We start from the raw sequence: 18,354 nt of genomic DNA, 5'->3' as shown, positions 1-18,354 counted from the left end.
GTCCCTCAACCGACGTCCAGAGCGAGGTTTTTCAGCAGCCTGCTAATGCTGACGAGATGTGTTCGCCCGGTATGCCGAGGGGGTCTGACCGAATGCTCTCGAGAACGCCCGCGAGAACGTCTGCGGCGACCGGGCCGCCGAGCCCGTCCGCCAGGTGGAGCCGGGCGGCGGCGCCAAAGGCGCGCGCGACCTCCTGTGCGCCGGGGCCACCGGAACCGCCGGCAGCCATCGGGCCCAGGAGGACCGCCCCGCATCGACCAGTCGGAAAACCGGCGTCGGCCGATGCGGCGGCGAGCTGCTCCACCTCGGACCGGCTCAGGTCGCAACAGGACCGGCTGACATACGCCAGCCTGAAAACGCCCGTTTCATCGCGCCGTGCGGGAAGGACTTCGGTCGAGAGCATCCACGCGGTCTCCGTCTTGGGCGGCGGGGGGCCGTGGCATGGTGCAGCGGATGGTTCCGGTGGCCGGGGTCGATCTGCACCGTGTCCCCCGGGGCACCCCGCCCGTTCTCGACACCAAGCAGATCGCAGGTCTCCTGGCTCGTGGGTCGTCGCCTGTCCGGACCTTGCCGGGCATATCGCCCAGTGGCATCTCCGGACCCGCGCGCCATATACAGTTGCGGGGTCAGCCGCGGCTTCGGGACAGGTGCCCTACCGCGTTCCCTTTTCACGCGCCCATCCGCAGCACGGGGCCCGCGCACCATCTTGGGCGATGTTAGAAAGCCGCGACCGCCCTGTCGAAGAAAACCGTGCGCCTGGGATACCACAGACGGCCGCGCACCCCGGTGCGCGGCCGTCCACCCCGTTTCGTGGATCGCCCCGCCGAGACCCGGTTCATCGCGTCCGCCGCCCCGGGCGTGGGCTCCGAAAGGCCGCGCACTTTCTGCGCCGGCCGCAGCGGGCGAATGAGCCCACCCGGTGAGGCCGCATTGCGATCCCTGGACGTGCAGCGCTGCACGCTCAGCGTATTGCACCGGCCAACGTGGCAAGACGCGCGGGTTCGCTTTCTCCGATGACCGCGAAGTCCATGCCGTCGCTGGTCCAATAAGCCACGGATCGCCCGGAGACCGACTGCACGGCATATGGATAAAACGGTTGGCTTTCGGGATGCGGACTCATCGCCACGGTGATCTGGCCACCGCCATCGATCTCCTCGTAGGTGAACTGCGCGAGCGGGCCGTTCTCGCCCTCCACAAGGCGCCCGCCAATCACACGCAAGCCCAGCTCTTCGAGCCGTGGACTTTCGATCTTGCGCTGCATCTGGTCGGACAACCAGGCAAGCGAGGCCTGCATCCTGTCTTCCGAAACATCGAATTCCTCGATGCCCCTCTGGTCATAGACCGTGTGCAGCATGGCGGCTTGCGTGACAAAGCCGGGCTGGCCCGCAGCCGACGGCCCCCCATCGGACACGTAGAGCGCGTGACCGCCCCAGCCCGCGACGAAGATCGCAACGCTTGCCGCGACCTGCCGCAGCGCCGGCCGCATGACGAACCCGCGCAGCCGGGCCGTGCGGATACGGCGCTCGAGTTCGCGGCCCAGCAACTCGGTGCGCATGTCGGACGGACGGTCGTCGGCCGCGGCCGCCGCTTCGCGGATCAGGTCGCGGTCGCGCGCCCATCCGGCGACTGCGTCTCGATCGGCCGCGTTTCCAACCAAACGCGCTTCGACCGCGGCCATGCGCTCGGGTGACAGTTTCCCATCGACGAAGGCATGCAGTTCGGGATCGAGCGCCAGTTCGGCCTCGGAATGGATATCTTGGTCGGTGTTCATGTCATCGTCCCTCATGAAACAAGACTTATCTTGCTGCGCTTCACCTCGCCGAGCAGGTTGCGCAGCGCCTGCCGGCCGCGGCCGAGCCGGGACATGAAGGTGCCCAGCGGCACGTCCAGGCTCCGGGCGGCCTCCGCGTAGCTCATGTCCTCCAGGGCCACGAGGATGATCGGCCTGCGCTGCGCCTCGGGCAGTTGTTCAAGCGCATCGAGCACCTGCTGAAGCTCGAGATGCCGGTGCTGGCGCTCGGGCGTTACAGGTTCGGGCAGGTCGGGTTCGGCGGCCTTGCGCACCTGGGCGCGCCTAAGCCCGCTGACATGCGTGTTGTGCATGATGCGGAACAGCCAAGGGCGCAGGTCGCTCGAGGGATGCAGCGTGTCTGCCTTGGCGATCGCCTTGACCAGCGTTTCCTGCACGAGGTCTTCCGCCTCGTGATGGTCGCGTGTCAGAACCAGCGCGTAGCGGCGCAAGCTGGCGATGTGTGTCCGAATTTCCGACTTCGGTGATCCTGGCAGCACGTGGTCCTCCATCTTTTCGAACCACATACGCGCGAGCGGCAGATTTCATCCCCCGCGGTCGAAAGAAATCGTCCGGAGACGCATCTTTCGTTGCCGCCGGGATGAAATCGCCGGGTGGCGCGTCGTTAGCGGTGAACAGATTGCGCCGGTGCAACGCCTTGCCCCAGCCCTTGCCAATCAAGGAGGACCAGATGGCAAACGACCTGATCATTCGCTCGGAGAGACGCGAAGACGGAGCGCACGGCTCGTTTTCGGGCATCGTCTTCGGCAGGAAGCCCAAGACCATCTTGAAGCGCACTTCGCTGATGATAGTCACGGCGGTCGTACTCTATTTCGGGGTCTTCGGGACGGCCTTGCAGCGCATCGATGCGGACCCGGACTTCATGCCGACGGTCCAGGCGGAGAATGGCAGCCACGCCGTCGACATGCTCGCCTCCCTGATCGAGCGCGAGGTGGATACGCTGCGCTGGGCGCCGAACGATCCGGTCTTCTACCCGACCGCCTTTCACGACAACATGGCCAACTACCAACGCGGCGTGATGCGGGCGGTCAGCCGCTTCACGCTCGAACTCGAAACCCAGATCGGCCGGCTTAACGGCACCTCGGCCATCGATCTCGACCTCCAGCGGGCGGCCGGCCTGCTCCAATTCCCGACCGATATCTGGCTGTTCGATTTCCAGCAGTCCTTCCTGCCGGTTCAGCCGGCCGACAGCCAGTATCGCGCGGCGGCGGAGGCGTTGCGCGCCTACAACGCGCGCGTGGCGGCCGGTCATGCCGCGTTCGAGACGCGGCCGGACGCGCTCGTTCTGACCCTGGAGCGCATGATCGGCGAACTCGGCTCACGGGCAGCTGTCATCGAACAGCACACGCAGCAGGGCGCGGGTCTCATCGACGGGATGTCCGACGACATCTTCTATTTCAACAAGGGGCTCAGCTACGCGACCTATCTGCTGGTTCGGGAACTGGGCCGAGATTTCGACCGCGTGATCTCGACCGTCGGGATCGAGGCGGTCTGGGCGCAGACACTGGACAGTCTGCGGCAGGCGGCGACACAACGTCCGCTCGCGGTGCTGAATTCCTCGGGCGAGAGCAGCATCTTCGCGAACCACCTGCACCTGCAGGGATTCTACATGAAACGCGCGCTCCTGCAGCTCGACGAAGTGGTGCGCGTGCTGCGTAACACGCGCTAAGCCGGTTGATGAGGCGTATTCGCCTTGAGCCGCCCCGAGCCATGGCCGGGGCGGCGTCTTCTTGCATGGAGACACCCCGTCGCGCGGCCAACCAAAGTCTGCCGGAACCTCGCAGTGAGACCGCGCGTGCATTTGAGGCCCGTGAAAGACCCAGGCCGCTATTCGGCCCTCCGTTTCGTTCACGTCGCATCGCGAACGGGCGCGCCAACCCGGATCATCAATCCGCCACGGGCGCGGCCGGTCGTTTGGCCTTCAGGGCTTTTTCGAGATGTCCGGTCGACGGGCGCGCGTTCGAGGCCGGCGTCGCGTTCAAAGCCGTGACAGCCTCTCTGATGGTCCGGTCAGGCGCGCGCCGCGGAACCGGCCGAGCGTGGCCTTCCCGGGCCCAAACTCCGCCGGAAGGTCACTCAAGGCCTGAGCCTTGCGGGTCAGCAGACCATCGCACCGACGGAACAAAGCGTGTCCGCACCGCCCAGACCGCAGTCGGGAAACCGAAGCGGAACCCGCCGGTCGATCCTCCTCCGGTGCGCCTCCGTGAGCGGGAATGTGTTCCGCGTCACCACCGTTTCCGGTCTTGAAGCAACGTTTTCCCTCGCCGGGGATCCCTCAAATGCAGGTACCGCGAGAGCAAGACAAAAGAAATGCGCGCTTCTGTGACCGGGCGCGCATTCCTCGGGTTCGTCTGCAAGGGGCCGGGCACTGGCTCCCGTCGCAAGTCGGCTCGGGCCTCTGCCTTATTCGGCCGCCACCTGGTGAGCCATCTCGCGCTGATCCCGCGCGTTATTGCTCTTCTCCACGATCTCCAGCGCCTCGCTGACGATCGAACTGTTCCGCGCGCTGATCTCCATCATCTTCTCGACGTCGAGAACGAGGGTCTCGCGATTGAGCCCGATCCGGTCGAGTTGCCGATCGGACAGGCGCGAAAGCGCCGCCGTTATCACGACAATGTCACGCGACTCCAGCCATTCGTCATAGGCCGCCGGATCGCGATAGTGCAGCGCGGCGACGGATTCGATGAGGCTGCCGCGCCAGAACCCGCGCAGCTTGGCCAGCCGGTCCTGCGCCGGCGCTTCGGTCTTCTCGGGAGTCGTTTCGGTGTGCGTCATGGCATCCTCCTTCACTGGATGTCCGACAAACGCCTTCGGCGCCGGTTTAATCCCGCGCGCCGAACAAATTGCAAGGCAGGTCCGATCTGGCACGAATTGCCAGGCCGCGGGTCCGATTGTCGTCGTTTTGCGGGGATTAAGCGGCTGCCTCGCGCGTTCTTTGGTGGATTGCGGCGACGGGATGTCGGCGCGACAACAGGGACACCCACGCTCACGGCGCGACGCGCGCAAGCCCCGCCACCGCCGCAGCGTATCGGGAACGCTTCCCGCCGATGGAGAGGACGACATGCGCGAGCCAGACCGTTTGCGCCGGGCCGAGGATATGCCGACTGCCATTCGCGACGCGCGGGACGTGGTCTCGTCAACACCCGTATTGCCCTTCACGGCGCGTCCGCAGGAGGCCGTGCCCGCCATGGCCGACCCCGATGGGATGCCGGACCGGACAGGGAGCCGCGGCTGGCGCAAGCTGTTCCTGACGGCCGGGACCCTTGCCCTGATCTGGGGCATGCTGACCGGTTCGGACCTTGCCAGTTGGGTCTTCGGCGGTCCTGCCGTCGCCACGGCGACGGCGCTCGCGATGAGCTTTCCGGCGGCACCCGCGTGGCGCCTTTCGATCAAGGGGGCACTGGACTTCGTCGTGTGGTTCGCCGTGGCCTCGGCGCGCGGGTCGGTCGACGTGGCCGGCCGTGCGCTGGCGTGGCGGATGCCGCTCGCGCCCGGGTTTCGCAGCTACGAAACCGATCTGCCGCCCGGCGCCGCCCGCCTCGTCTTCGTCAACGCGATCACGCTTCTGCCGGGCACGCTCTCGGCCGAGATCGTCGATGATCGCATCGAGGTGCACATGCTCGACAAGCACAGCGATCTCGAGGCCGAACTCGCTCCGCTCGAGGCGCGGGTGCGCGCCCTTTTCGCGCTGCCCGATGTCCCCACCGACAGTCGCAATCTGACGGAGACCGCGAAATGAGCCAAATCCTTGCAGCAATTCTGTTCGTTCTCCTGGCCAGCCTGCTCGGCGGCCTATGGCGCGTGATCCGCGGCCCCTCGGACGCCGACCGGATGCTTTCGGCGCAACTTCTGGGAACAGCCGCAGTGGCGATCACGATTGTCCTGGCACGGATACAGGAGATGCCCGCGTTGCTGGACGTGGCGCTTGTGATGGCGCTGCTCGCCGCAGTCACGCTCGTCGCCTACGTTGCGCTTTCGGCACGGAGGGGGCGGTGATGCTCGAGCTTGCCGGAACCGTCCTCATGACCCTTGGCGCGGGCTTTTTCGTCGCCGGCACCATCGGGCTGCTGCGCTTTCCCGACGTGTTCTGCCGTCTGCACGCCCTGACCAAGGCCGACGGGATGGGTCTTGCGCTGATCTGCCTGGGCGCCGCCATCGCCGCGCCGGATTGGGGCGAGACGCTGCGCATTGTTCTGATCTGGGCCTTCGTCGCCCTGGCCAGCGCCACGGGCGGACATCTCGTGGCCCGTCATGCGCGCCGGGCCGGGGCTCTGGTGCTCAAGGTGCGCGCATGACCGGCCTGTTCCTCGCCTTCGACCTGATGCTGGCTACGGCCATCGTCGGGCTTGCCGCCGCCACGCTTCTGGTGCGCGATGCCTTCGCGATGATCGTCGCCTTCGTCGTGTTCGGCATGCTGGTGGCGCTCGCCTGGGCGCGGCTCGTGGCGCCCGACGTGGCGCTGGCGGAGGCCGCCATCGGCGCCGGTATCACGGGCGCGATCCTGTTGCGGACGCTTGCCCATCTGCGGGGCGGGGCCCTGTCCGCGAAGGCCGACGCGCCCGTTGCCGCGGCCGCCCACCGCCCCACGCTTGGCATGAACGCCGTGCTCGCCGGGCTTGCCACGGCTGCGCTGGGGCTCGCCTTTCTCGGCGCGCCGCAGGGCGGGGCGGGGCTGGAGGCGCAGGTTGCCGCAGCCATGCCCGAAAGCGGGGTTTCGCATCCGGTGACGGCGGTCCTGCTGAACTTCCGCGCCTATGACACGCTGATGGAGGTGGTAGTGCTGCTCTCCGCCGTGATCGTCGTCTGGCAGGTGGAACGCGGGCTGGCAGATGCGCCTGTGCCGGCGCTGGGGGACGTCTACCAGGGCTTTGCCCGCGTCGCGCTGCCGGTCGCCGTGATCGCAGGCGGCTATCTGCTCTGGATCGGGGCCGAGGTGCCCGGCGGCGCCTTCCAGGCCGGCGCGGTGCTGGCCGCGGTCGCCGTGCTGGCGCTGCTGTCGCGCCAATACCGGCCCGTGCCCGGCCACCGCCCGCTGGCGCGCGGCGCCTTCGTCGCGGGCACGGCCGTCTTTGCCGTCGTCGCGCTGGGCATCGCGGGGGCGGGACGGGCGGCATTCGAATATCCGCCTGCGCACGCCAAGACCCTGATCCTGCTGATCGAAGCAATGGTGACCATCTCGATCGCCGCGACCCTGGCCGCGCTGTTCCATGGCCGCGAGCCGGTCGCGGTTGCCCAGGTGGAGAGCAAGAGATGACGGAAGCCACGATATACGGACTTGCGGGTCTTGCCGTGTTCGGCCTGGGGCTGATGGGCGTGCTGGGCGCAATCGACCGGATGCGCCGCGTGATCGCGCTGCAACTCTGCTCGGTCGGCGCCGGGATGGTGCTGGTCGCCGCCGCCTGGCGCGGCCCCGCAGCCGCCGCCGACCCGGTGCCGCACGCCCTGGTGATCACCGGCATCGTCGTGATGGTCAGCGCCACAGCCGTGGCGCTCGCCCTGATCCGCCGTCTGCACAGCCTCGAGGCCAGAACCGATGACTGATGTCCTGCCGGACCCGATGACGCTTGCGATCCTGCTGCCGCTCTTCGGCGCGATCGCGGCCTTCCTGCTCCCGCGCGGCGCGCCCGGGATCGGGTTGGGGACGGTGGTCGCCACCGCGGCGGCGATCGCGGCGGTGGGCCACGCCGTGGTGCAGGCCGGGGCGGTTTCCGTGCCGCTCGGCGGCTGGGGGGCGCCGCTCGGGATCGAGTTGCGGGCCGACGGTCTGGCACTGGCGATGCTGGGCCTGACCGCGCTGATCGCCCTAGCCGTGGGCCTCGGCGCGTTGGCCGCCTTTGCGGGCAAGGACGGCCCTGCGGACGATCCCGGCGCCGAGGGTCAGCCGATGTCGCGCCAGCGGGCGTTTTTCTGGCCGCTCTGCCTGCTGCTGCTCACGGGGATGAACGGAGTCTATCTCAGCGCCGATCTCTTCAACCTCTACGTCATGCTCGAGGTGATCTCGCTGGCCGCCGTGGGGCTGGCGGTGCTGGGCGGCACGGTTGCGGCGCTGCGCGCGGGGCTGGCCTACATGTATGCGAGCCTTCTCGGCGCTCTGATGATGCTGTTGGGTGTCGGCTTCGTCTACCTCCAGACCGGGCGGCTCGATTTCGCCGGACTCGCCGATGCACAGCCATCGGTGGCGCTATCGGCGGCCTTTGCGCTGCTGCTTGTCGGACTCGCGCTGAAGGCCGCGCTGTTCCCGCTGCATTTCTGGCTGCCGGAGGCGCATGCCAACGCCACCGCGCCCGCCAGCGCGCTGCTGTCGGCGCTGGTCGTCAAGGCCGGGCTCTACATCCTGCTGCGGCTGGCCGAGGCCGGGCCATTTCCCGACGAGACGTTGCTGACGCTGCTGGGCGTTCTCGGCACCGGCGCGGTGCTTTGGGGCGGCATTCAGGCGCTTCGGGCCGATCGGCTGAAACTGCTGGTCGCCTGGTCGACGGTGGCGCAGATGGGGTTGATCTTCATCGCGCTGGCCCGCGCCGGCCCCGAGGGGCTGTCCGAAAGCTGGCGCGCCGCGACCCTCCTGATCCTCGCCCACGGGATCGCCAAGGCGGCGATGTTCCTTGCCGCCGGCCGGATCAAGGACGTGATCGGCCATGACCGCATCAGCGAGCTTGACCGGAGCGCGGTGCGCCCGGCGCTGGCGCAGCTCGCCTTCGCGCTGGCCGCGATCAGCTTGATCGGCTTGCCGCCCTCGCTGGGCTTCATCGGCAAGTGGTCGCTGATGGAAGGCGCGATGATGGCCGGGAACTGGCACTGGGTCGCGGTGACGATGGCCGGAACGCTGCTCAGCGTCGCCTATTTCACCCGCGCACTCACCGGCTTCCTGCGCTTCGACCGGGTGCGCGCGCCGCTCGACGAGCATCGCGGCTGGGCGCTGGCCGATGCGCCGCCTTTCGCGCTGGCGGGCCTGGCCGTGGGCCTCGGCCTCGCCGCCGGTCCCATCCTTGCCGTCCTCGACCTCGGCCGCCCGTTCGGAGTGACTCCATGATCGACATGCCGCTTCTGCCCCTCGTCATCCTCCTGACCTCGCTGGGCGCCGCGCCGGTGCTGCTGGCCCTGCCCGAGCGCAGCGCGCGGTTGCGCACCGGGCTGAACCTTGCCGTCGCCGGGGTAAAGGTGGCGCTGGTGTTCTGGCTGGCCTGGAAGGCCACCCATGGCGTCGTCTACGACCTGCGCCTGAGCGTTCTGCCGGGTCTCGACCTGCATCTGCAGGCCGATCCGCTGGCGCTGATGTTCGTGGCGCTGTCGGCGGTGCTGTGGCTGATCACCACGGTCTACTCGGTCGGCTACCTGGAGCGCGGGCCGCACCGGGCGCGGTTCTTCGGCTTCTTCAGCCTCTGCGTCGCCGCGACCGTGGGCATCGCCATGGCCGGCAACCTGTTCACATTCCTGCTGTTCTACGAACTGCTGACGATCGCGACCTATCCGCTGGTCATCCATCGCGGCACCGCGGCGGCGCTGCGCGCGGGGCGGATCTATCTGATCTACACGCTGGCGGGCGGGTTGGCGCTGCTCTTGGGCACGCTGGCGCTTTGGGGCCTTGCGGGCACGACGGATTTCGTGCCCGGCGGCGTGATGGCCGACGTCGCGGCCGAACGACCCGGGGCCGCACAGGCGCTCTTCGTGCTGCTGATCGCAGCGCTCGGCGTGAAGGCGGCGCTGGTGCCGTTCCACGGCTGGCTGCCGATCGCGATGGTCGCGCCCGCGCCGGTCTCTGCGCTCTTGCACGCCGTCGCCGTGGTCAAGGCGGGGGCCTTCGGGATCATCCGTGTCGTCTACGAGGTGTTCGGCATCGAGCTCGCGCAAAGCCTCAACGTTACCGGGCCGCTGATCGCGGCCGCGGCGGTGACCATCATCTACGGCTCGCTGCGGGCGCTGTCGCAGGACGACATCAAGGCGCGCCTCGCCTATTCGACCGTCAGCCAGGTCAGCTACATCACGCTGGGCGTGGCGCTGGCGGGGCCCGTCGCCGCGATCGGGGCGCTGGCGCACCTGATCCACCAGGGCGTGATGAAGATCACCATGTTCATGGCGGCGGGCAACCTGGCCGAAGGGCTGGGCGTCAAGAAGGTCAGCCAGATGGACGGGGTCGGCCGCGCCATGCCCGGCACCCTGGCGGCGTTTTCGCTGGCCGCGCTGGCGATGATCGGGCTGCCGCCCTTCGCGGGGTTCATCTCGAAATGGTATCTCGCGCAGGGAGGCATAGCGGCGGGGCAGGACTGGGTGATCGCCCTGCTGCTTGGCTCCAGCTTGCTCAACGCGGCGTATTTCCTGCCGCTCCTGCACCGCGCCTGGTTCTGCGACCCGCCCGCCGAGGCCGCCAGCGCCCCGGCCCGGCCGCGGATCAGTCCATGGCTGGCCGCGCCTCCGATGATCACCGCCGGATTCGTCGTGGCCATCGGCCTTCTGGCGGGCTCGCCGTTGAGCACGCTGGAATGGACGCGCTTCATCGTCGCCCGCGAATTCACCGGAGGTCTCTGATGCCCGCGCTTGCCCTGACCGCCGCGATCGGAACGCCGCTGCTTCTTGCGGCTGCGCTCACGATCGCGCCCGCCCGCGGGGTGGTCTGGAGGGCCATGCCCTTCGCGCCCCTGCCCGCACTTGCGCTGGCGCTGTTCGCACCAGAGACGGTTGCTGTCGAGGAGAAATGGCTGATCCTGGGGGCCGTCCTGGGCCTGGATCCGACGGCGCGGCTCTTCCTGATCCCGGCGGCGCTGGTCTGGACGGCAGCGGCCGCGGCGGCGCGCGTGTGGATGGCCGATGATCCGCGCGCCACCGGCTTCGGCCTGTGCTTTCTCTTGGCCATGACGGGCAATCTGAGCCTCTTTCTCGCCCTGGATGCCCCGAGCTTCTACTCGTTTTTCGCTTTGATGAGCTTTTCGTCCTACGGCCTCGTGCTGCACGCGCGCAGCAGGGCGGCTCTGGTCGCGGCGCGGCTTTACATCGGGTTCGTCATGGCCGGCGAACTGGCGCTTTTCGCCGGGCTGGCGCTCGCCGCGGCCGAGACCGGCTCATTGATGCTGGCCGATCTCCGCGGGGCCACGCTCTCGGAGGGGACCGTCGCGCTGCTGCTGGCGGGGTTCGGCATCAAGCTCGGTGTGATGCCGCTGCACTTCTGGCTTCCGCCCGCCCATGGCGCCGCACCGGCGCCGGCTTCGGCCGTTCTCTCCGGGGCGATGATCAAAGCCGGGCTTTTCGGGATTGCGGTGACGGTGCCGGTGGGCGGCGCGGCCTATGCGGATCTCGGTGTGGTAGTGACCACGGCGGGGCTTGTGACGATCTTCGCGGCGCTGCTGCTGGGCGCGCGCGAGCCTTGCCCGAAGACGGTGCTCGGATTCTCGAGCGTGAGCCAGATGGGGATCGTCGCCCTTGGCCTGGGCATGGCGCTGATGGCACCGGACGCCTGGGGCGCCGTGCTGCCGGTTCTGGCATTCCTGGCCGCCCATCACGCGCTTGCCAAGGCGGGGTTGTTCCTGGGCACGGGCGCCTTCGCGACACAGCGCAGCCGCACCGGGCGGATCACGGTGACGGCGGCGCTTCTCCTGCCCGCCCTGATCCTAGCGGGACTGCCGGGGTTCTCCGGCGGGCTCGGCAAGGATGCGTTGAAATCGGCCCTTGGGGCCGGGCCCGCCCTGTGGCTGCCCTGGATGACGCTTGCGCTGACGCTCTCGGGCGTAGCCACGACGCTGCTGATGGCGCGGTTTTTCGTGCGACTCTGGTGCGCACCGCCGGCCGCGCCCGCGCGCGTCGAGGCCGAGGCGCTGGTGCTGCCCGTCGGTCTCCTGGCGCTCGGGGTCGCGGCGCTCCCCGCGGTCTGGCCGCCCCTTGCGGGCAGCCTCGCCCAGCCGATCGCCGGGGCTGCGCCGGGCCCGGCCTGGCCGCTCCTGGCCGGAGCCGTCCTTGCCGTTTCGGCGGCGGTCATCGCGCACACGCGCCGCGTCGGGTGGAGCGCCTTCCTGGCCTCGCTGACCGCCCCGGCCCAGCGTGCCGCGGCACGGGGCAGCGACGCGCTGGCCCGCCGGCGACGCGCCCTTGTGCGGCAGGCAAACGGCCTGCCCCCCGCCCTCGACGCCTGGATCGGTGCGCGGCGGCTCGGCCAGACCGGCATCGCGGCGCTTCTGCTCGCCATCCTTGCGATGGACGGGATCCAGCATCTCGTCGCCGCCGACCCGGCGACCGCCGCGCCGCCCGCCTTACAGCGCGGCCCCTGACCCACACCACGCTCACACCGACCCATCAGGAAGGAGACTGACCATGCGCCACGATTCCATTCCGCACACGCCCGCCCCCGAGGCCGTGACACCGCCGGAGCCCGGACCGACGTCGTCGGACCAGTTGACGTTGCTGCGATACCGCGTCACGAACTTCCGCTCGGTGAAGGACAGCGATTGGCTCGATCTCGGCCGTATCACCGCCCTTGTCGGGGTGAACGAATCCGGCAAGACCAACCTCCTCTTGCCGCTCTGGAAACTGAACCCGGTCGCCGACGGTCTTCTCGATCCGGTGTCGGACTACCCCAAGGCGATGTTCGCGGAAATCCGCAACGCGCCTGACGCCTATCGCTTCATCCTGGCCGAGTTCGACACCGGGCAAGCGGCTGACGTAATCGCCGAACGCGCCAACATCCCCGTGGACGCGGCCCGGCGCGTTGCGGTCGGCCGGCTCTTCGACGGCAGCTATACCGTCGATTTCCCGGACTACGCCCGCCCCCGCCAAACCGACGCGCGCCGCGCCGCCGAGCGCCTGCGGTCCGCGCATGCCAGGATCGAGGCCGCCGAGACGCAGCCCGGCGAGGACGAGCTGCACGCCAGCGTTCTGGACGGGATCTCTGCGATGCTGGCCGAGATCGAGGCCGAGCCGGTGCTGACGGGCAATGACATGATGCGGCTGCGCAACCGCGTCAGCGCGATGATCCCAGAAGAGATCCGCATCGTCAGCGCGACCGTGGCCGAGCTTCGCGCCCTGCGCCGCGACCTCGGCGCCTGGATGACCGACATGCTCGCACCCGACCCGGGGCAGATCGACACGGTGCGGGACGCGGTGCTCTCGCGATTGCCGCGCTTCGTCTACTACTCCAGCTGGGGCAACCTCGACTCGGAAATCTACCTGCCGCATGTGGTCGACAACCTTGGCCGCGGCGATCTCGGGCCGAAGGAGGCATCAAAGGCACGCACGCTTCGGGTGCTGTTCGGCTTCGTCGGGCTCGAACCGACCGAGATCCTGGAGCTCGGCCGTGATTTCAGCGAAACCCGCGACGAAGCGCGTCGGCGGCTTGCCAGGGCGAAGGCGGAACGCAACCCGCTCGAAAGCCTGATCGATCTGATACGGTCGACGAATTCACCCGATCTCGGCCCGGACCCCATGGCCCGGATCGCCGAGGCCAAGCGCACACGGTCGATCCTGCTGCAATCGGCCGGCAACCGGCTGAGCGAACGGTTCGGAGAGTGGTGGCGCGTGCGCGATTACCGATTCCGCTTCGAGGCCGACGGCAACCATTTCCGCATCTGGGTGTCGGATTCCGAGCGCGCGCAGGAGGTCGAACTGGAAGAGCGGTCGACCGGCCTGCAGTGGTTCCTGAGCTTCTTCCTCGTGTTCCTGCATGAAAGCGCGGGGCTGCACCGGCGCGCGGTGCTGCTGCTGGACGAACCGGGGCTGTCGCTCCACCCGCTCGCCCAGCGCGACCTGTCGACCTTTTTCGACGAGATCGCCCGCAACCACCAGATCGTCTACACGGCCCATTCCCCCTTCCTTGTCGACGCCGACCGGCTTGAACGCGCGCGCAAGGTCTTCGTCGGCGAGGACGGCTCGACGCGGGTCACCTCGGATCTCTGCGCACCGGAGGGCCGCGCGCGCGATGGCGGGGCCGCTTACGCCGTGCGCTCGGCGGTCAACATGGCCGTGGCCGAGGCCAGCTTCGGCGGCGCGGACACCGTGCTGGTGCCGGGCGTGGTCGAACAGATCTACCTCACGGCGATGAAGACCATGCTGATCGGGGCCGGCGACTTCAAACCGGCCCGCGACATCCTCTTCGCCCCGGCCGGCGATCCAGGCATTGCGCTGCGCATGGCCGAAGTCCTGACGGGGCGCAAGGATCGGCGCCCCACCCTGGTGCAGGACCATCCCGCCGCCGGCGCTGGCGACCGGGTGCTCAGCCTTGCCGATCTGGTCGGTCGACCCGGTGCGACCGTCGAGGACCTGATGCCGCCCGACATGCTGGCAGAGATCGTCGACCGCCTGGAACGGCGCCCCGAGACCATGCTGAGCGACACGCTCCGCCCCGACATTCCGTTCGTCTCGCAAGTCGAGGCCTGGGCTTCGGCGGCCGGCGTTCCCCTGCGCCCCGACTGGCGGCTCGACCTCGCCCGCCGCATGCGGGACCGCCTGCTGGCGCGCGGCCCGGAGGCCTTGCCGGGCGAGACCAGGGCGACCTGGCTCAAGGTGATCGAGGCGTGCCTCGCACCTTCTGGCGCGACGCGGGATGTCGGCGAAACGGTCTAGGTCGTTTGTGACGCCAAGGTCGTTCGAACGGACTGCCGCCGGTCCACAGGATCGCCGGTGCCGGCCTGGTCGTCGGTACCGGCGAACCAGCCAAACGCGGGCCGATCCCGATCATCCAGACCGCCTCCGCAACTGCGATCTTCCAGGGGGCGTTGGCGCCGGCGACCAGATCACGCTCGAAGGCTCGCCGCATTGGAGGAGGACAGGGATGATTGGGGTCGGTGCTCCTGCGTCTTGCCGGGTGAAGACGCAGCCCTCCTCGCGGCCTTGCCGACCCGCTGTGCGCAGCGCACCAGCGTCGCGTTGGCGTCGTGGCGCGGCGTGGCGGATGCAAGGATACGCCATGCCCACCGCCGACCTCCCTGCCATTCGCGCCTAGCGCCGACCTTCGAACTGGCATGTCGCAGGACATGCCGCGGCCGCTCACGAGGCTTCTTTTGTCCCGACATCCAATCGGTAACCCACGCCGCGCACCGTGACCAGTTTCGGTGCGCCGGGATGATCCAGCTTCTTCCGCAGGCGGGCCACGTAGACGTCGACCACGTTGGTCAGGGGGTCGGCATCGGCGCCCCAGGCATGGGACAGGATCCTTTCCCGGCTGTGGACCCGATCCGGGTTGGCCACGAACAGCCACAGGACATCGAATTCAAGCCGCGTCAGGGCCAGGTCCTTTCCGTGCAGGCATCCTTGCCGCCGGCTGCGGTCCAGTGTCAGGGAGCCGATCCCCGCGCTTTCCGCAGGCTTGCCCACACCCGCGCCGTTGCCGCGGCGCAGCAGCGCGGACAGACGCGCCAGAAGGACGTCGAAGGCGAAGGGTTTGGCAAGGTAGTCGTCGGCACCGCGCTCCAGCCCCTCGACCACGTCTTCATCCGCGTCGCGCGCCGTGAGCATCAGGATCGGCGCGGACACCCCGCCAGCGCGCAGCCGCTCGCACACATCCATGCCGCTCATGTCCGGCACCATGACGTCGAGCACGATCAACGCGAAATCGCCCGAGAGCCCCGCCTCGAGCGCCTCGGCGCCGGTCGCCAGGCAGGTCACGTCATAGCCCTCGGCGGCAAGGCCACGCCTGACGAAGGACGCGATGCGGGCTTCGTCCTCCAACATCAGCAGGGGAATCATTGGGCTGTTCCTTCCTCGGTGATGGGCAACGTGAGCGTGACGCAGGTCCCTCGGCCTTCACGGCTGTCGATGGTCAGCTGGCCGCCATGCGCTTCGGCGATGGCCTTCGCGACGGGCAGGCCCAGCCCGGTGCCGCCGGGCAGTGCGTTCGACCCGCGCACAAAGCGATCGAAGACATGCGGCAGGTCCGCCCTCGGGATGCCGATGCCGCTATCGCGGACGGCGACGGTGACCTGCGGACCCACGCGTTCGGTCTCGATGGAAATGGTGCCGCCCTCCGGCGAATACCGCAGGGCGTTGTCCAGCAATACCATCAGAAGCTGGTGCAAGCGTCCGCGGTCGACCTCGATCGGCGTGGCAAGCGCGTCCGCTTCGCCCTGGAGCGTGATCGTCGGGGCCGGCGCAAGCTGCCGGGCAATGGTGACGGTCCGTTCCAGCAGGTCACCAAGGGCGAGGCGCGAGAGCCGCAGGGGCGCTTCGCCCGCGTCGCGGCGCGCAACGAACAGCAGGTCGTCGACCAGCCGGCTCATGTGTTCGCTCTGCTCGACCACGGCGGCCAACGCGTCGCGGGCCCCGTCACCGAGCGACGCGTCGCGGGCACGCAGCGCAACCTCGGCCTCGCCGCGCATCACGGTCAGCGGCGTGCGCAACTCGTGGCTGACATCGGCCAAGAAGCGCCGCCGGGTCGCGTCCTGCGCAGCCAGCCGCGCGTTGGCCTCCTCCAGTTCCGCCGTGCGCTCCGCGACGCGGTGCTGCAGCTCTTCCTCCTCCGCGCGCAATGCCCGGTCCGAGCGTTCGATCTGGACGGCCATCTGGTTGAAGTCGCGGCTCAGCCGGCCCAATTCGTCCCGCCCGCCTTCCGGGATGCGGAACGACAGGTCCCCCTGCGCCAGGCGCGAGGCGCCCTCGATCAGCGCGCCGAACGGGCGCATGAACGAGGACAACAGGGTCAGCGTCCCGACCAGCGCGGCCAGCAGCGTCAGCGCTCCGGCCACCGTGCCCGCCTGCGCGCTGCGGCGGCTGAGTTCGGCAATGTCGTTGCGCGCGGCGATCACCTCGGCGGCCTCGTCCGCCACGGCCCGGTCCACCAGGGGCGCAAGCCTGTCATCGAGGGCTTCGACCACTTCCAGCAGCGGCACGGCCAGCGCGTCGATCGGTTGGGGGCCGATAGCGGCGGGCGCAATCCTGTTGAACGCGGCTTCGATATCGTCCAGCACAAGCTCGATCCGGTCGAGTGTCAGCAACTCGCGCGCTTCCTCTTCGCCGCGCAGGGCGATCTCCTGCTGGACGATATCGCGGATCGTTGCCACGTCCTGCCGGACGGCGGACTTCGTTTCGGCCAGGCGGGCCATCGTGTCCGGCGACTGCGCCGCGGCGGCCGTGATCTGGAGCCGCAGCATGTCGCTGATATTCGTCTCCATCGTCAGGTAGAGGGCAAGCTGATCCTCGGCCAGCGTGACCGAGGCGAGATCGCGCTCGATGCCGCGCGCAAGGGCCAGAGTGAGCGTGGCGCAGACTGCGGCACCGCAGGCCAGCAGGACGGCGAAGGTCACGATCTTGGTGCGGAACTGCATCGCTCAGGTCCGTGCCGGGGCCGCGGCGGTCTCAGTCGTCGTCATCGCCGCCGCCATCGTCGCCGCCGCCACCGTCATCCCCATCGTCGCCACCGCCGCCGTCGTCACCATCGTCGCCGTCCCGGTCGTCGTCATCATCGTCCCGACCCTCGTCGGTCCGGCCGCCGCCGAACGATCCGCCGCTCCGGTTGTCGTCGCCCTCCTGCGGACGCGATGTCCGAGACGGCCTGCGCACCACGTAACCGAACTCGCGTATGGTGTCGTAGAGTTCCTGCGCCGTCTCCATGTCACCGCGGCGTTCCGCACGGACGGCACGCTGCGCCAGCAGCCGCACGACGTCCGGAATGTCCTGCTGAACGGAGATCACCGGCGGTCCGGCCAGTTCCGGCACCCAGCCGCGCGGCGCGATCGGCCCGGCATCGGCAGACGTCGGGGCCGCAACCAAGACCAGAAGCGCCAGTGCAGCGGCGCCGAAAGCAATCACGTTGGACGACCCTCCATGGCGACCGGTCCGCGGACGCGTGACCGCGCGCGGCTCCCTGCATCTTGATGCCCTGCCGGACCGTGCCAAGTCCAGCCTGTCGGGCGATCATGAACGCAGCTTAACGGCCTGTTCATCTCCGGTTCATGATCGCGAAAGGACCGTCTCAGACTGGTGCCTTACCACTGGGTTCATCCGAAGCCGTCCACAAGAGGACCCAGAGATGAAGTATTTCAAGCGCATCCTGCACGATATCCCGACCGAGCCGCTTCTCGAAGAGATCGCCTCGGTCGATGACGCCTGGGCGCAGGCGACCGGCCGGCAGGACAAGATCGCCGTCCAGCGCGAGGCGCTGGCGATCCCGCTTCGCGGCCTGCGCAAGTCGATGATCTTCGGCCGCAAGCGCCGCGACGTGCACGAGAGCCGCTGGACCACCGCCTCGGCCGATTTCCCGCTGGCGCGTGCCTTCCTCACCGACGTGGCGACGCGGCTCGATGCCGATCTCGGCCGGGCCAAGATCGTCTGCCTGCCGGCCGGCAACACCGTCTATCCCCATATCGACCGCGGCGAATACTACCGCTTCCGCGGGCGCTACCACATGGTGCTGAAATCCTCGGCCGGGTCCTGGATGAAGGCGGGCGACGAAGAGGTCCGCATGCGCGAGGGCGAGTTGTGGTGGTTCGACAACGACCAGATGCACGAAGCCCATAACGACGGGGACGAGGACCGCATCCACGTCATCTTCGACCTGCTGGCCGCCGGCATGCGGGAAAAGGCGGCGGCGGCGACGGAACGCGCCCGGCGGGCCGCGCAGGCGGCGGCCTGAG

At 68.9% G+C, this 18,354-nt stretch carries 18 protein-coding genes and 1 riboswitch; of the genes, 11 read left to right on the top strand and 7 right to left on the bottom strand.

Annotated features, from left to right (window positions below; translation table 11 throughout):
* Positions 1 to 42 precede the first annotated feature (42 nt).
* The 3 genes from BUR28_RS20845 to BUR28_RS16775 form a co-directional block, all read right to left on the bottom strand.
* Entirely contained in the window at positions 43 to 210 is a 168-nt protein-coding gene (locus tag BUR28_RS20845; RefSeq protein ID WP_371441603.1) for an AraC family transcriptional regulator, read from the bottom strand.
* Between the two features lie 299 nt (positions 211 to 509).
* Positions 510 to 721, bottom strand: a riboswitch (cobalamin riboswitch).
* A 240-nt stretch (positions 722 to 961) separates the two neighbouring features.
* Positions 962 to 1,771 carry an anti-sigma factor family protein gene (locus BUR28_RS16780; protein WP_074221170.1) on the bottom strand — a complete coding sequence of 270 codons (810 nt, stop codon included), beginning with the start codon at positions 1,769 to 1,771 and terminating at the stop codon, positions 962 to 964.
* A gap of 11 nt (positions 1,772 to 1,782) precedes the next feature.
* Positions 1,783 to 2,301: a sigma-70 family RNA polymerase sigma factor gene (locus tag BUR28_RS16775; protein ID WP_074221705.1), complete on the bottom strand. Its 519-nt coding sequence runs from the start codon at positions 2,299 to 2,301 to the stop codon at positions 1,783 to 1,785.
* 179 nt (positions 2,302 to 2,480) lie between these two features.
* On the opposite strand from BUR28_RS16775, the gene BUR28_RS16770 reads away from it, so the two are divergent.
* Entirely contained in the window at positions 2,481 to 3,479 is a 999-nt protein-coding gene (locus BUR28_RS16770; RefSeq protein WP_074221169.1) for a DUF2333 family protein, read from the top strand.
* Between the two features lie 734 nt (positions 3,480 to 4,213).
* Here BUR28_RS16770 and BUR28_RS19630 read toward each other — a convergent pair.
* A complete protein-coding gene (locus BUR28_RS19630; RefSeq protein ID WP_074221168.1) occupies positions 4,214 to 4,585 on the bottom strand; it encodes a hypothetical protein in 372 nt (123 codons plus the stop codon).
* A 286-nt stretch (positions 4,586 to 4,871) separates the two neighbouring features.
* On the opposite strand from BUR28_RS19630, the gene BUR28_RS20205 reads away from it, so the two are divergent.
* Genes BUR28_RS20205 through BUR28_RS16720 form a run of 9 tightly spaced genes read left to right on the top strand, consistent with a single transcriptional unit; the run spans position 4,872 to position 14,350 of the window.
* On the top strand, positions 4,872 to 5,549 hold the full coding sequence (locus BUR28_RS20205; protein ID WP_175566968.1) for a Na+/H+ antiporter subunit E: 678 nt from the start codon (positions 4,872 to 4,874) through the stop codon (positions 5,547 to 5,549).
* Positions 5,546 to 5,806, top strand: coding sequence for an MrpF/PhaF family protein (locus BUR28_RS16755; protein WP_074221167.1), 261 nt, complete (start codon positions 5,546 to 5,548; stop codon positions 5,804 to 5,806). The genes BUR28_RS20205 and BUR28_RS16755 overlap by 4 nt, the downstream gene beginning before the upstream one ends.
* Entirely contained in the window at positions 5,806 to 6,105 is a 300-nt protein-coding gene (gene mnhG, locus BUR28_RS16750) for a monovalent cation/H(+) antiporter subunit G (protein ID WP_074221166.1), read from the top strand. Before BUR28_RS16755 ends, mnhG begins: the two co-directional genes overlap by 1 nt.
* Positions 6,102 to 7,064 (top strand): hydrogen gas-evolving membrane-bound hydrogenase subunit E, encoded by a 963-nt coding sequence (gene mbhE, locus BUR28_RS16745; protein WP_074221165.1) that lies wholly within the window; start codon positions 6,102 to 6,104, stop codon positions 7,062 to 7,064. Before mnhG ends, mbhE begins: the two co-directional genes overlap by 4 nt.
* Positions 7,061 to 7,351 (top strand): NADH-quinone oxidoreductase subunit K, encoded by a 291-nt coding sequence (locus BUR28_RS16740; protein ID WP_074221164.1) that lies wholly within the window; start codon positions 7,061 to 7,063, stop codon positions 7,349 to 7,351. The genes mbhE and BUR28_RS16740 overlap by 4 nt, the downstream gene beginning before the upstream one ends.
* Positions 7,344 to 8,840 (top strand): complex I subunit 5 family protein, encoded by a 1,497-nt coding sequence (locus BUR28_RS16735; RefSeq protein ID WP_074221163.1) that lies wholly within the window; start codon positions 7,344 to 7,346, stop codon positions 8,838 to 8,840. The genes BUR28_RS16740 and BUR28_RS16735 overlap by 8 nt, the downstream gene beginning before the upstream one ends.
* Complete coding sequence (locus tag BUR28_RS16730) at positions 8,837 to 10,333, top strand: complex I subunit 5 family protein (protein WP_074221162.1); 1,497 nt, start codon at positions 8,837 to 8,839, stop codon at positions 10,331 to 10,333. Before BUR28_RS16735 ends, BUR28_RS16730 begins: the two co-directional genes overlap by 4 nt.
* The gene (locus tag BUR28_RS16725; protein ID WP_074221161.1) at positions 10,333 to 12,063 is read left to right on the top strand and encodes a proton-conducting transporter transmembrane domain-containing protein; all 1,731 of its coding nucleotides are present in this window, start codon (positions 10,333 to 10,335) and stop codon (positions 12,061 to 12,063) included. Before BUR28_RS16730 ends, BUR28_RS16725 begins: the two co-directional genes overlap by 1 nt.
* Positions 12,064 to 12,106: 43 nt before the next feature.
* Positions 12,107 to 14,350, top strand: coding sequence for an AAA family ATPase (locus BUR28_RS16720; RefSeq protein ID WP_254813765.1), 2,244 nt, complete (start codon positions 12,107 to 12,109; stop codon positions 14,348 to 14,350).
* 423 nt (positions 14,351 to 14,773) lie between these two features.
* On the opposite strand, the gene BUR28_RS16715 is transcribed toward BUR28_RS16720, so the two are convergent.
* From BUR28_RS16715 to BUR28_RS20200, 3 genes are read right to left on the bottom strand one after another with little or no spacing between them, the layout of a single operon-like run.
* Positions 14,774 to 15,472 (bottom strand): response regulator transcription factor, encoded by a 699-nt coding sequence (locus tag BUR28_RS16715; protein ID WP_217693532.1) that lies wholly within the window; start codon positions 15,470 to 15,472, stop codon positions 14,774 to 14,776.
* Complete coding sequence (locus tag BUR28_RS16710; protein ID WP_074221160.1) at positions 15,469 to 17,046, bottom strand: sensor histidine kinase; 1,578 nt, start codon at positions 17,044 to 17,046, stop codon at positions 15,469 to 15,471. The genes BUR28_RS16715 and BUR28_RS16710 overlap by 4 nt, the downstream gene beginning before the upstream one ends.
* Positions 17,047 to 17,077: 31 nt before the next feature.
* Entirely contained in the window at positions 17,078 to 17,530 is a 453-nt protein-coding gene (locus tag BUR28_RS20200; protein WP_074221159.1) for a hypothetical protein, read from the bottom strand.
* A gap of 220 nt (positions 17,531 to 17,750) precedes the next feature.
* Here BUR28_RS20200 and BUR28_RS16700 point away from each other — a divergent pair, with 220 nt between their 5' ends.
* Positions 17,751 to 18,353, top strand: a complete 603-nt coding sequence (locus BUR28_RS16700) for an aspartyl/asparaginyl beta-hydroxylase domain-containing protein (protein WP_074221158.1) — start codon at positions 17,751 to 17,753, stop codon at positions 18,351 to 18,353.
* The last annotated feature ends 1 nt before the right edge of the window (position 18,354 follow it).

Origin of the sequence: Rhodovulum sp. ES.010, assembly GCF_900142935.1 — a bacterium.
Taxonomy (GTDB): domain Bacteria; phylum Pseudomonadota; class Alphaproteobacteria; order Rhodobacterales; family Rhodobacteraceae; genus Rhodovulum.
This window is presented reverse-complemented; position numbering and strand designations above follow the sequence as displayed.